The organism is Winslowiella iniecta, assembly GCF_001267535.1.
Classification (GTDB): domain Bacteria; phylum Pseudomonadota; class Gammaproteobacteria; order Enterobacterales; family Enterobacteriaceae; genus Erwinia; species Erwinia iniecta.
This window is the reverse complement of record NZ_JRXE01000038.1, coordinates 1-14,305: the sequence shown is the minus strand read 5'-3', so window position 1 is coordinate 14,305 and position 14,305 is coordinate 1. Positions and strand designations below refer to the sequence as shown.

The 14,305-nt window shown below is 51.6% G+C and carries 11 protein-coding genes; 3 read left to right on the top strand and 8 right to left on the bottom strand.

All coding sequences use genetic code 11. From position 1 onward, the window contains the following. Positions 1-80: 80 nt before the first annotated feature. The gene (locus NG42_RS22775; protein WP_156322237.1) at positions 81-254 is read right to left on the bottom strand and encodes a YciY family protein; all 174 of its coding nucleotides are present in this window, start codon (positions 252-254) and stop codon (positions 81-83) included. Positions 255-419: 165 nt separating this feature from the next. On the opposite strand from NG42_RS22775, the gene cls reads away from it, so the two are divergent. Further along, entirely contained in the window at positions 420-1,880 is a 1,461-nt protein-coding gene (gene cls / locus NG42_RS20080; RefSeq protein ID WP_052902559.1) for a cardiolipin synthase, read from the top strand. 44 nt (positions 1,881-1,924) lie between these two features. Continuing rightward, positions 1,925-2,248 carry an HI1450 family dsDNA-mimic protein gene (locus NG42_RS20075; RefSeq protein ID WP_052902558.1) on the top strand — a complete coding sequence of 108 codons (324 nt, stop codon included), beginning with the start codon at positions 1,925-1,927 and terminating at the stop codon, positions 2,246-2,248. Between the two features lie 45 nt (positions 2,249-2,293). On the opposite strand, the gene oppF is transcribed toward NG42_RS20075, so the two are convergent. From oppF to NG42_RS20040, 7 genes are all read right to left on the bottom strand, one after another. Further along, on the bottom strand, positions 2,294-3,295 hold the full coding sequence (oppF, locus tag NG42_RS20070; protein ID WP_052902556.1) for a murein tripeptide/oligopeptide ABC transporter ATP binding protein OppF: 1,002 nt from the start codon (positions 3,293-3,295) through the stop codon (positions 2,294-2,296). Then, on the bottom strand, positions 3,292-4,308 hold the full coding sequence (oppD, locus tag NG42_RS20065; protein ID WP_052902554.1) for an ABC transporter ATP-binding protein: 1,017 nt from the start codon (positions 4,306-4,308) through the stop codon (positions 3,292-3,294). The genes oppF and oppD overlap by 4 nt, the downstream gene beginning before the upstream one ends. Positions 4,309-4,319: 11 nt before the next feature. Beyond that, positions 4,320-5,228, bottom strand: coding sequence for an oligopeptide ABC transporter permease OppC (oppC, locus tag NG42_RS20060; protein ID WP_052902552.1), 909 nt, complete (start codon positions 5,226-5,228; stop codon positions 4,320-4,322). A gap of 14 nt (positions 5,229-5,242) precedes the next feature. Next, the gene (oppB, locus tag NG42_RS20055) at positions 5,243-6,163 is read right to left on the bottom strand and encodes an oligopeptide ABC transporter permease OppB (protein ID WP_052902550.1); all 921 of its coding nucleotides are present in this window, start codon (positions 6,161-6,163) and stop codon (positions 5,243-5,245) included. Positions 6,164-6,267: 104 nt separating this feature from the next. Then, a complete protein-coding gene (gene oppA, locus NG42_RS20050; protein ID WP_052902549.1) occupies positions 6,268-7,896 on the bottom strand; it encodes an oligopeptide ABC transporter substrate-binding protein OppA in 1,629 nt (542 codons plus the stop codon). 178 nt (positions 7,897-8,074) lie between these two features. Further along, positions 8,075-9,691 (bottom strand): ABC transporter substrate-binding protein, encoded by a 1,617-nt coding sequence (locus tag NG42_RS20045; RefSeq protein WP_420911326.1) that lies wholly within the window; start codon positions 9,689-9,691, stop codon positions 8,075-8,077. A gap of 675 nt (positions 9,692-10,366) precedes the next feature. Further along, positions 10,367-11,014 carry a YchE family NAAT transporter gene (locus tag NG42_RS20040; protein ID WP_052902544.1) on the bottom strand — a complete coding sequence of 216 codons (648 nt, stop codon included), beginning with the start codon at positions 11,012-11,014 and terminating at the stop codon, positions 10,367-10,369. A gap of 491 nt (positions 11,015-11,505) precedes the next feature. Here NG42_RS20040 and adhE point away from each other — a divergent pair, with 491 nt between their 5' ends. Further along, positions 11,506-14,190 carry a bifunctional acetaldehyde-CoA/alcohol dehydrogenase gene (adhE, locus tag NG42_RS20035; RefSeq protein ID WP_052902541.1) on the top strand — a complete coding sequence of 895 codons (2,685 nt, stop codon included), beginning with the start codon at positions 11,506-11,508 and terminating at the stop codon, positions 14,188-14,190. Positions 14,191-14,305: the final 115 nt, after the last annotated feature.

The following is a 14,305-nucleotide window of genomic DNA, read 5'->3' as shown; positions in this document are numbered from 1 at the left end:
TCTACCGCCATGTCGCGGTAAAGCCGTTTAAACGCGTATTTTAATCGCGCGAGATTGGGGCCAGCCACTGGCCCCAATAATTACATATACTGCGAAATAAACAGGATTGAGCGGCGCTGTTGCTGGCTCACCTGATGACGAAACGAGTGCATACGACCATAGCGACGGGACTGCCCTTCCAGCCAGCGCGCCCTGCGACGCTGAACCTGGCGCATCATCCGCCAACGTGCCACTTCGTTTCTGCTTCGTCTCATTTCACCATCTTCCCGCTTAATTATCACACGCGTCGCATTATAGACCTTTGTTTTGCCGATCCAGGTCCGATGTGTTGCACGCGGAAAAATGAGTCACAGGGTTTCGCCAAAGGTCATCTGCACGTAAACTGCCTCAACCATGAGCGTGAACAGGATTTCCACTTAATGACAACTTTTTACACCCTAATCAGTTGGCTACTGTTATTTGGTTATTGGTTACTGATTGCCGGTGTGACATTACGCATTCTGATGAAGCGGCGGGCAGTGCCATCGGCGATGGCCTGGCTGTTGATCATCTATATTATTCCGCTGGTCGGGATCATCGCTTATCTCTCCTTTGGTGAACTGCATCTTGGCAAACGCCGTGCCGAGCGAGCCCGCACCATGTGGCCCTCGACCGCGCGCTGGCTCAATGATCTGAAATCCTGTCACCATATTTTTGCCACTGAAAACAGTGACGTCGCGCGTTCGCTGTTCCAGCTGTGTGAAAATCGTCAGGGCATTGCCGGGGTGAAAGGCAATCAGCTACAGCTACTGACCAGCTCCGAAGACACCATGAAAGCGTTGATCCGCGATATCCAACTGGCGCGCCATAATATCGAGATGGTGTTCTATATCTGGCAACCGGGCGGGATGGCCGATGAAGTGGCGGAATCGCTGATGGCGGCATCCCGGCGCGGCGTGCACTGCCGACTGCTGCTGGATTCTGCCGGTAGCGTGGCCTTTTTCCGCAGTCCGTGGGCAGCGATGATGCGCAATGCCGGCATCGATGTGGTGGAAGCCTTAAAAGTCAGTCTGTTACGTGTATTCCTGCGTCGTATGGATTTACGTCAGCATCGCAAAGTGGTGCTGATCGATAACTATATTGCCTACACCGGCAGTATGAACCTGGTGGATCCGCGCTACTTTAAGCAGGATGCGGGCGTCGGTCAGTGGGTCGATTTAATGGCGCGCATGGAAGGTCCGGTGGCGACGACGCTGGGCATTATCTACTCCTGCGACTGGGAAATTGAGACCGGTAAACGTATTTTACCGCCGCCGCCGGATAGTAATGTGATGCCCTTCGAGCAGGAGAGCGGCCACACCATTCAGGCGATTGCGTCCGGCCCCGGTTTCCCGGAGGATATGATTCATCAGGCGCTGTTAACCGCGGTTTATTCGGCGCGTTCACAGCTGATTATGACCACCCCCTACTTTGTGCCTAGCGACGACCTGTTGCACGCCATCTGTACCGCTGCCCAGCGCGGTGTAGAGGTCAGCCTGATCGTACCGCATCACAATGATTCGATGCTGGTCGGCTGGGCCAGTCGCGCCTTCTTTGCCGAGCTGCTGGATGCCGGGGTAAAAATTTACCAGTTCGAAGGCGGCCTGCTGCATACCAAGAGTATTCTGGTCGACGGTCAGCTCAGCCTGGTCGGTACGGTGAATCTGGATATGCGCAGCCTGTGGCTCAATTTTGAGATCACACTGGTGATTGATGATGAAGGCTTTGGTGCTGATTTAGCCTGTGTGCAGGATGATTATATCGCGCGTTCCCGGCTGGTTGATGCCAAACGCTGGTCGCGACGGGCTTACTGGCAGCGAATCGTTGAACGACTGTTTTACTTCTTCAGTCCGTTGCTGTAAAACGAGCGAAATTGCAAAATGTCCGCAAAGCCAAGGGATTAATCATGGATTTAAATAACCGTCTTACCGAAGATGAAACGCTGGAACAGGCTTACGATATCTTTCTTGAACTGGCAGGGGATAACCTCGATCCGGCAGATATTATTTTATTTAATCTGCAGTTTGAAGAGCGTGGCGGTGCCGAGCTGATGGATCCAGCAGAAGACTGGCAGGAGCATGTGGACTTCGATCTGAATCCTGACTTTTTCGCTGAAGTGGTGATTGGTCTGGGTGACGCAGACGGTGAGCCGATTAACGATATTTTCGCCCGCGTTCTGCTGTGCCGTGAGAAAGACCACAAGCTGTGCCATATTTTATGGCGTGAATAAAAAAACGCCGCCCTTACCGTTTTTCCCCAGGGGCGGCGTGATTAATTACATCGGGTCCACTTTCAGGCAAGACACCGCATGGCGGAAACTGCCCTCCAGCAGTGGCCGGGTTTTGGCACATTCCGGTCCGGCAATCGGACAGCGGGTACGAAACACGCAGCCTGATGGCGGATTAATCGGCGACGGCAACTCCCCCTCCAGCAACTGAATGGTTTTCTGCTTTTCCAGATCGGGATCGGGAATCGGCACCGCCGACATCAGCGCTTTGGTGTACGGATGCTGCGGATTGCTGTAAACATTATCATAGGTGCCCAGCTCCACCGCATGACCGAGATACATCACCAGCACGCGGTCGGAGATATGCTTCACTACCGCCAGATCGTGGGCGATAAAGATCAACGACAGCCCCATCTCACGCTGCAACTGCTGCAACAGATTCACCACCTGCGCCTGAATCGACACGTCGAGTGCCGAAACCGGTTCATCACAGATAATCAGTTTCGGTTCAAGGATTAACGCGCGGGCAATACCGATACGTTGACACTGACCACCCGAGAACTCGTGCGGATAGCGGTTGATCAGGTTCGGCAGCAGACCCACCTTCATCATCATCGCCTTCACCTTGTCCTTCACTTGCTGACGCGGCATTTTCGGATGATAGGTACGCAGTGGTTCGGCAATAATCTCACCGATGGTCATCCTCGGGTTCAGTGAGGCCAGCGGATCCTGGAAGATCATCTGGATATCGCTGCGCGCCTTACGCCACTCTTCCGCACTCTGACCAAGCAGATCACGTCCGAGCCAGGCAACGCGGCCATCAGTGGCTTTGACCAGACCGATAATTGCCCGCGCCAGCGTCGATTTACCGCAACCGGATTCGCCAACCACGCCAAGGGTTTCGCCTTCATACAGACGCAGGCTGACGCCATCCACCGCTTTCAGGGTTTTCGGCGGCTGCCAGAACCACTGTTTGCCATCTTTAATATCGAAATGCACCTTCAGATCGGCGATTTCCAGTAACACTTTTTTCTCGGCTACCACGCTCATACCAACTCCTCCACCGGCTTAAAGCAGGCACGTAAACGCCCTTCACCAAAGGCTTCCAGCGGCGGCGCACTGGCGCAAATATCCATCGCATATGGGCATCGCGGCTGGAACGGACAGCCTTTCGGCAGACGCAACAGGTTGGGCGGATTACCCGGAATGGTCATCAGGATGTCATTTTCTACCGCATCCAGTCGTGGTACCGCATTCAGCAGACCAATTGAGTAAGGGTGCGCCGGACGATAAAACACATCACGCGCCTGACCATACTCCATGGTGCGTCCGGCATACATCACCAGCACCTTATTACAGATGCCGGCCACAACGCCGAGATCGTGGGTAATCATAATAATTGCGGTATTAAATTCGCGTTTCAGCTCATTCAGCAACGTCATGATCTGCGCCTGAACCGTCACATCCAGTGCAGTGGTCGGCTCATCGGCAATCAGCAGTTTCGGACGGCACAACAGCGCCATGGCAATCATCACACGCTGACGCATCCCGCCGGAAAACTCATGCGGATACATCTTCATACGCTTACGCGCTTCCGGCATTTTCACCGCGTCGAGCATCCGCACCGACTCTTCAAAGGCCTGGCTGCTGCTCATCCCTTTATGCAGCTGCAACACTTCCATCAGCTGTTCGCCCACCTTCATATACGGGTTCAGCGAAGTCATCGGATCCTGGAAAATCATCGCAATCTGCTCGGCGCGCAGTTTGTTCAGCTGCTTTTCCGGCAGATTCAGGATCTGTTTGCCGTTAAACAGCGCCGAACCGTCGATGCGGCCATTGCTGGCCAGCAGCCCCATTAGCGCAAAAGCCGTCTGCGATTTGCCGGAACCGGACTCACCGACAATTCCCAGCGTTTCACCAGCGCTGAGGCTAAAGTTGAGATCGTTTACCGCCGTGACGTCACCATCCGGGGTTTTAAAGGTGACGCGCAGATCTTTAACTTCCAGCAGCGCCGCGCTTCCCGTGGTATTTGCCATTGCTGGCTGTGTTTCAATTATGCTCATCGGGAAACTCCTTAACGATCTTTCGGGTCGAGGGCATCACGCAGGCCATCGCCGATAAAGTTAAAACAGAATAACGTCACCACCAGGAAGCCCGCCGGATACAGCAACAGCCATGGCGACACCTCCATCGAGTTGGCACCATCGCTCAGCAGAGCGCCCCAGCTGCTAAGTGGCTCTTGGGTGCCGAGGCCAAGGAAGCTAAGGAAGGATTCAAACAGGATCATGCTGGGAACCAGCAGTGAGGCATACACCACCACCACGCCCAACACGTTGGGCACGATATGGCGCACCACGATATTGAAGGTTGAGACACCACCAACATGCGCCGCTTCGATAAACTCTTTACGCTTCAGGCTCAGCGTCTGGCCGCGTACGATACGCGCCATATCCAGCCACGACACCATGCCGATGGCGACGAAAATCAGCAATATGTTCTGACCAAAAAAAGTCACCAGCAAAATGACAAAGAACATAAACGGGAAGGAGTTCAGGATCTCCAGCAGTCGCATCATTACCGAGTCAATTTTACCGCCAAGGTAACCGGACAGTGAGCCATACAGCGTACCCAGCAGTACCGCCACCAGCGCAGCCGATACGCCGACCATCAGGGAAATACGGCCACCGATAGCCACGCGCACCAACAGGTCACGACCTGATGAGTCAGTACCGAAATAGTGACCGGAGGTCATATCCGGTGCCGCTGACATCATCGCCCAGTCGGTATCGTCATAGGCAAACTGCGACAACATCGGCGCGAGGATAACAAACAGAGCAATCAGCAACAGCACAAACAGACTGGTTAACGCCGCACGGTTATGGATAAAGCGACGACGCGCATCCTGCCACAGGCTGCGCCCTTCGACTTCCAGCTTTTCACTGAAGTTATCGAGAGCTTCGCTATTTTTCTTACTTAAAATCATGGCGAGCTCCAGCGTTAATAACGGATTTTTGGATCGATAACGGCGTACAGCACATCCACGATCGCGTTGAACAGAATGGTCAGTGCACCCACCAGAATCGTCAGGCTGAGTACCAGCGAGTAGTCACGGTTCAGCGCACCGTTAACAAATAGCTGGCCGATACCTGGCAGGCCATAAATGGTTTCAATCACCATCGAACCGGTAATAATGCCGACAAAGGCCGGGCCGAGATACGAAAGCACCGGCAACAGCGCGGGTTTCAGCGCATGGCGCAGCACAATGCGACGCATCGGCAAACCTTTGGCGCGCGCGGTACGAATAAAGTTGGAGTGCAGCACTTCAATCATTGAGCCACGGGTGATACGCGCAATACTGGCAATATAGGCCAGCGATAGCGCCACCATTGGCAGAATCATAAATTTCAGCGCCCCACCATTCCAGCCGCCGCCCGGCAGCCATTTCAGCATGATCGCAAAGACCATGACCAGCAGCGGGGCCACCACAAAACTGGGGATCACCACCCCGGTCATGGCGATCCCCATTACCGTATAGTCCCATTTGGTATTCTGATTCAGTGCGGCAATCACCCCGGCGGTCACCCCGACCACCAGCGCCAGCAGAAATGCCGCGGCACCCAGTTTGGCCGAAACCGGGAAGGAACCGGCGACCAGATCGTTCACCGTGTAATCTTTATATTTAAACGAGGGGCCGAAATCGCCATGCGCCAGTTGTTTCAGATAACTGAAATACTGCGTCAGGATCGGATCGTTTAAGTGATATTTGGCTTCAATATTGGCCATAACTTCTGGCGCAAGCGTGCGCTCACCGGTAAAAGGACTGCCCGGTGCTAAACGCATCATAAAGAATGAGATGGTAATAAGAATAAATAACGTCGGAATCGCTTCCAGACAACGACGTAAAATGAACTTTAACATTGCCCGTACCTACATGGCTCAAACTACAGTATAAAAACACCAGAAGTCGCGAATCAGGGCGACTTGACGCCGCCCCCTGCGACTTACAACCGGTTGGCTGCTAATTAATGTTTAATGATGTACAGATTTTTATCGTAGACGTTATCCAGCGGATCTTTGCCGGTATAGCCGCCAACATACTGTTTCACCAGACGCGCGTTAACGTAGTAATAAACCGGTACGATCACCGAATCTTTATCGAGGATTTTTTCCGCTTCACCATACAGCTCACTGCGTTTCTCATCGGAAGGCGCAGCCAGCGTCTGGTTCATCGCCTTATCAAAGTCCGGATTCTTATAGTGTGAGGTGTTATTGCTGCTGTCAGACAGCATGGTGTTCAGGAAGCTGGTCGGTTCGTTATAATCCGCACACCAGCCAGCACGTGCCACATCGAAATTACCCTGATGACGGGTATCGAGGAAAGTTTTCCACTCCTGGTTCTGCAACTTAACGTTAACGCCAAGATTTTTCTTCCAGATAGACGCTGCGGCAATCGCCAGTTTTTTATGCAGATCGGAGGTGTTATACAACAGGTCAAAGGTCAGCGGCTTGTCGGCGGTAAAACCGGCTTCCGCCAGCAGTTTTTTCGCCTCTTCGTTACGTTTTTCCTGTGACCAGCTAAACCACTCTGGCTCGGTCAGTTTGATGCCGTCAGTGTAAGGCGGGGTATAACTATAAGCTGGCAGATCGCCCTGATTTTTCACTTTATGCACGATAATATCGCGATCAATCCCCAGCTTGAGTGCAGCACGCACGCGCGGATCGTTAAATGGCGGTTTCTGGTTATTAATTTCGTAATAATAGGTGCAGAGATACGGGTCAACATGCACCTCTTTTGGAATCTCTTGTTTCAGCTTCTGGAACAACTCGATCGGCATATTGTTATAGGTCATGTCGCTGCCGCCGCTGCGATAGCGGTTCACATCGGTGACTTCAGAAGAGATTGGCAGCAGAGTGACTTTTTCCAGTTTGGTATTGGCGTTATCCCAGTAGTCCGGGTTGCGCTCCAGAACGATACGCTCGTTCACCACCCACTCTTTCAGTTTAAATGCGCCATTGCCCACCCAGTTGGCGGGCTGCGTCCATTTCTCACCAAATTTCTCCACCGCAGGCTTATATACCGGCGACATTGATGGGTGAATCAGCAGCTTATAGAAGTAAGGCACCGGCTCGCTGAGGGTCACTTCCAGTGTATTGGCATCAATCGCCTTCACCCCCAGCTCAGTTGGCTTTTTCTTGCCGGCAATAATCTCATCAATATTGGCCAGATGACCGTATTGCAGATAGCTGGCGTAAGGAGAAGCGGTATTCGGATCGGCCAGACGCTGCCAGCTGTAAACGAAATCTTGTGCGGTGACCGGCTCGCCGTTCGACCATTTGGCATTTTTACGCAGGTGGAAAGTCCACACTTTGCCATCTTTATTTTCCCAGCTTTCCGCGACACCCGGGATTGGATGACCTTCCAAATCACTGATAATCAAACCTTCCAGCAGATCGCGGTTAGCATTTGATTCCGGCACGCCTTCGATTTTGTGCGGATCGAGCGATTGCAGTTCAGCGCCGTTGCCTTTTACCAGCTCTTGTTTCGCGGCCAGTTCAACGCCTGCCGGCACATTCGCCGCCAGTGCGCTTTGCGCGCCCAGCGCGGCCATCACCGCAATGGCAATCAGGCTTTTTTTCGTGATGTTGGTCATGGTGTTAATACTCCAGTGATTATTATTGCTGATGCAGTGAGCGTTCAGCTATCTCCCGTAAACCGGGCAACCCACTGAGGACATTGGAACGAATTAATGCCCTCAGTAGCGTTCTTCTGGCCCTGCCGGGCCACCATCGTTCGCCGCACCCGAGCTGTTTCGCCCGGTGCGCAGCAAATTAATGTTTAGTGATGTAGTAATATTTTAAATCGGTATTATCCTGCGGATCTTTACCGGTATATCCACCGACCCAGGGTTTCACCAGTCGCACGCTGACGCGGTAATAAACCGGGATAATCGCCGAGTCTTTGTCGAGCTGATTCTCTGCCTGCTGATAAATCGCCGCCCGCGCCCGCTCGTCGCCTGCCGCGAGGGACTGCGCCAACAGTCCGTCAAACGCCGGACTTTTATAGAAAGCGGTATTGGTCGATGAGTCACTCAGCAACATATTGAGGAAGGTCGATGGCTCGTTGTAGTCAGAACACCAGGTGGCACGCACCACGTCAAATTCACCGTTATGACGGGCGGTCAGCAGTGTTTTCCACTCCTGATTCTGCAAGGTAACGTCAGCACCGAGATTCTTTTTCCACATCGAGGCGGCAGCAATCGCCTGCTTTTTATTTTGATCGGAGGTGTTGTACAGCAGCGCAAATTTCAGTGGTTTTTCAGCGCTGTACCCCGCTTCCGCCAGCAGTGCTTTGGCTTTCGCATTACGCTCAGCCTGCGTCAGGGTGAACCACTCGGGCGGCGTTAAACTGGCCCCCTCGGTAAACGGCGGGGTAAGACCGTATGCCGGAATCTGCCCCTGCCCCATAATTTTTTCGGCAATAATCTCGCGGTCCAGCGTCAGCTTAAGCGCGGTACGCACCCGCACATCGGTAAACGGCGCGCGCTGATTATTGATTTCGTAATAAAAGGTACAAAGGTAAGGGCTCACGTGCACCTGCTGGCCAAGCTGTTTTTTCAGCATCGGGTAGAGATCTGGCGGAATGGCGCTGTTGGTAATATCAATTTCACCGCTGCGATAGCGGTTAACGTCACTGACTTCCGAAGCAATCGGTAAAAAGGTGCCCTGCTCAACCACCGTTTTACTGTTATTCCAGTAACCCGGATTGCGCTTCAGTACAATTTTTTCGTTAACCACCCAGCGATTCAGAGTGTACGCACCGTTGCCAACAAAGTGCTCAGGCCGCGTCCACTGTTCGCCAAAGCTTTCCACCGCTTGACGGTTAACCGGTTTCATCGCGGTATGCGTTAACATCGCCAGCAGATAAGGCACCGGCTCAGTGAGCGTCACTTGCAAACGACGATCGTCCAGTGCCTTTACGCCCAGCGCGCTGACTGGCTTTTTGCCGTTAATGATATCGTCGACATTTTCAATATGCGCATACTGAACATAACTGGCGTAAGGTGAAGCGGTGTTGGGATCCACCAGTCGTTGCCAGCTCCAGACAAAATCTTGCGCGGTAACCGGCTCGCCGTTGCTCCAGCGGGCATTGTCGCGCAGCCAGAAAGTCCAGACTTTACCCTCCTTATTTTCCCAGCGCTCCGCCACACCCGGAACCAGATGACCGTAGTTATCATTCGACACTAATCCTTCCAGCAGATTTAGAATAATACTGGTTTCCGGCACGCCTTCAGTTTTATGTGGATCGAGGGAAGCCACTTCGGAGCCGTTATTAATCACCACCGACTGTTGTGCAGCAAGTTCGGTACCCGCCGGTACGCTGGCGGCAAAAACCGGACTCGTCAGGCTAAAAGAAAGGATAAAACCGGGCGAAATGCCTTTTCGCATAGCGTTGATCAATTTCATGAAACGTAAATTCATCCTTATGGTGGATTTGCCCGTGTGAATCCCACTAACACCGCGACAACTTCATATAACTAAAGGCTTAAGCAAAATCCGTTCTCATTTTGCCGACAGGTCCAAATTTTTTTTTACGATGCATCGGAAATTAACAGAAGCCGAGATTTTGCGCCAAAGCAAAATCTTAAAAATGTTAACTAATTCTCTTTTATCACGTTAACGAGTAACGTCAAAGCGTTATTTGTTAAACTAAAATATCAACAAACTCATTGATTTATATATGTTTAATTTGAATTATGGTTACAGTAAAGTTATCAGGTTGTGCTGACTGCGCACAAAATGCACAAATTTTTCTAATTTATCCTTTGCTCAGAACAATCCGCTGCATTAAATGCATAATTGATGATAAGAATGCCAGAAAAATGCATTTAGGTATCAGAGAATAATGTGAAAAAAATAACATCACTCCGGTATGGATATCTCTGGCGGCAGAACAACAGAAAGGATTCTTATAATGCGCGCCATGAATGAAGAGAGATGAATACCTGCACCATAAAGATGCAATAATTTCACAATATGCACTGTTTTAGCGCGAGGAAAGTTTTTTACTAAAAAATAAGCGCATAATATGCGCCTATTTTTGAAAGAGGGAGGGTGAAAGTTTTAGCCAAGTAAGCCGGGGAAGATCGATTTCACACCGGCAACGATAAATTCAATGCCCAGCGCCATCAGCAGCAATCCCATAATACGGGTAATAACGTTAATCCCGGTCTGGCCGAGTAACCGCACCATTAATGGCGCAGCGCGAAACAGCAACCAACAGCAGCCCGCGAACAGCGCAATTGCCAGACTGAACCCTAGCAGGTTTTGCCAGCTGTGATAGCGGGTACTCCAGACAATGGTTGAACTGATGGCACCCGGCCCGGCCATTAACGGCAACGCCAACGGCACCACGCCGATACTCTCGCGGATCGCGCTTTCTGACTTCTCCTGCTTGTTCTGTTTATCTTCCCCCAGCTTGCCGCTGATCATCGACATGGCAATCGTCACCACCAGAATGCCGCCAGCGATACGGAAGGAGTCGATGGAAATACCAAAAATATGCAGGATGGCATCGCCGAGGAATAGCGAAGTCCAGAGAATAATCGCCACTGCCAGATTCGCCGTCAGATTGGTTTTATTCCGTTCTGCGACACCCTGATAGCTGGTCATACTGATAAATACCGGAATAATGCCGACCGGGTTAACCAGCGCAAACAGCCCAACGAAAAATTTAATGTAGCCGGATAAATCAAGAATTGCAGGGTTCACTCAGCGCTCCAGACCTGAGCCAATTTCAGGCGGCTAATTTAATCGAAAAGTGTCACGGACTCCAGCTGCGAAAGCAGCACAACACCCCAGATTATTCCATCACCCCAGCAGATAACTCCATCATTAAAATAACAGCCAGCTGATTATGCGATCACATAACAGGCCAATTTTCTCGCTAGCGGAATTTGTGCTGTAGCTCAAATAATCGACCGTGCTGAAAGGTGTCAGCTTGCATATAACTTGATGCAGATCATAAAACAGCTACCTCGGAGGGGGTAAGCTCACTGACATACAAAGGAAGGACAGAAGCAGAGCAGAGCGTAGCATCAGACTGTATATGCAGCAAAACTCTTTCAGTAAATGAACATAATTTTTCAGCGTGATAAAAGGCTGGCGACAGCACAGTGAAACGACAGTGTCAGACTCGCTGACTATACTCGCTAGTCAGGTTTGTTTACTAAAAGAGTTTAAACTTCCATCAGGAGAGTATTATGGCCGTGACTAATGTCGCTGAACTTAACGCACTTGTTGAACGTGTTAAAAAAGCACAGCGTGAATACGCCAATTTCACTCAAGAACAAGTAGACAAAATCTTCCGCGCTGCCGCGTTCGCCGCTGCAGATGCCCGCATACCGCTGGCTAAATTAGCCGTCGCCGAATCGGGTATGGGTATCGTTGAAGATAAAGTAATCAAAAACCACTTCGCCTCAGAATATATCTATAACGCTTATAAAGACGAAAAAACCTGTGGCATCCTCGAAACCGATGACACCTTCGGAACCATTACCATTGCCGAACCGACCGGTATTATCTGCGGTATCGTCCCGACGACCAACCCAACCTCTACCGCTATTTTTAAAGCGTTGATCAGCCTGAAGACCCGCAACGGCATTATTTTCTCCCCACATCCACGAGCGAAAGATGCCACCAACAAAGCGGCAGATATTGTGTTGCAGGCCGCCATCGCCGCCGGTGCACCTGCCGATATTATCGGCTGGATTGACGTCCCCTCCGTTGAACTGTCTAACCAATTAATGCATCACCCGGATATCAACCTGATCCTCGCCACCGGTGGTCCGGGCATGGTGAAGGCGGCTTACAGCTCTGGTAAACCGGCGATTGGTGTTGGTGCCGGTAATACCCCGGTAGTGATTGATGAAACGGCGGATATCAAACGTGCAGTGGCATCGATTCTGATGTCAAAAACCTTTGATAATGGCGTAATCTGCGCATCAGAACAGTCAGTTATCGTGGTTGACGCGGTCTATGATGCAGTACGTGAACGCTTTGCCAGCCACGGCGGCTACCTGCTGCAGGGGCAGGAATTAAAAGCGGTACAGGATATCATTCTGAAAAATGGCGCGCTGAACGCGGCGATTGTCGGTCAGCCCGCGGTGAAAATTGCCGAAATGGCCGGTATTACAGTGCCAGCGAATACCCGGATTCTGATCGGTGAAGTGAAGCAGGTGGATGAAACAGAGCCTTTTGCTCACGAAAAACTGTCGCCTACCCTCGCCATGTATCGTGCCAAAGATTTTGCCGATGCGGTCAGCAAAGCGGAAAAACTGGTGGCGATGGGCGGTATCGGTCACACCTCTTGTCTCTATACCGACCAGGATAATGAGCGCGAACGCGTCAACTATTTCGGCGATAAGATGAAAACCGCCCGTATCCTGATTAATACCCCGGCCTCACAGGGTGGCATCGGCGATCTGTATAACTTTAAACTGGCACCGTCTCTGACGCTGGGCTGTGGTTCGTGGGGAGGCAACTCCATTTCTGAAAACGTCGGACCTAAACATCTGATCAACAAGAAAACTGTGGCCAAGCGAGCAGAGAATATGTTGTGGCATAAACTTCCTAAGTCTATCTACTTCCGTCGCGGTTCCTTGCCGATCGCCCTTGAAGAAGTAGCGACTGACGGTGCTAAACGTGCTTTTATCGTCACTGACCGCTATCTGTTTAACAACGGTTACGCTGACCAGGTCACTTCCGTGCTGAAATCTCACGGCATTGAAACCGAAGTGTTTTTCGAAGTGGAGGCGGATCCGACGCTGAGTATCGTGCGCAAAGGTGCCGAGCAGATGCATTCGTTTAAACCTGATGTGATTATCGCACTGGGCGGTGGTTCACCGATGGATGCGGCGAAAATCATGTGGGTGATGTACGAGCATCCGGAAACTCACTTTGAAGAGCTGGCACTGCGCTTTATGGATATCCGTAAACGCATCTATAAATTCCCGAAAATGGGGGTGAAAGCGAAAATGGTCGCCATCACCACCACGTCCGGTACCGGTTCTGAAGTGACCCCGTTTGCGGTGGTTACCGATGACGCGACCGGCCAGAAATATCCGCTGGCGGATTATGCACTCACGCCGGATATGGCGATCGTCGATGCCAACCTGGTGATGAATATGCCGAAATCCCTCTGCGCCTTTGGTGGCCTTGATGCGGTGACCCACTCACTGGAAGCCTACGTTTCGGTGCTGGCAAATGAATACTCTGATGGTCAGGCGTTGCAGGCACTGAAACTACTGCAACATAATCTGCCCGCCAGTTATAAAGAAGGGGCAAAAAATCCGATTGCCCGCGAGCGTGTGCACAATGCCGCCACCATCGCCGGTATCGCCTTTGCCAACGCCTTCCTCGGTGTTTGTCACTCAATGGCGCATAAACTGGGCTCCGAGTTCCATATTCCGCACGGTCTGGCCAACGCCCTGCTGATTTGTAACGTCATCCGCTACAATGCCAATGACAACCCAACCAAGCAGACGGCGTTCAGCCAGTATGACCGCCCACAAGCGCGTCGTCGCTATGCGGAAATCGCTGACCATTTAGGCTTAAGCGCTGCCGGTGACCGCACCGCAGAGAAAATTGAGAAGCTGCTCGGCTGGCTGGAAGAGATGAAAGCAGAGCTGGGAATTCCGAAATCTATCCGCGAAGCAGGCGTACAGGAAGCGGACTTCCTTGCCAAAGTGGATAAGCTGGCCGAAGATGCGTTTGACGACCAGTGTACCGGCGCTAACCCGCGCTATCCGCTGATTGCTGAACTGAAACAGATTATGCTGGATACTTTCTACGGTCGTAACTTTGTCGAACCCTTCACCTCAGTTGCCGAAGCGGTAACAGCACAACCGGTGAAAAACGCCAAAGTTGAGAAGAAAGTAAAAAAGTAACGGTTTAGACTGTTGATAAAAAAACCCGCTGCGGCGCTGAGGAATCCCCAGTAATGGGCGGGGAAACAGGACAGGCATAGAGATTTATGATCTACTGATTGTGCGACCAATTAAG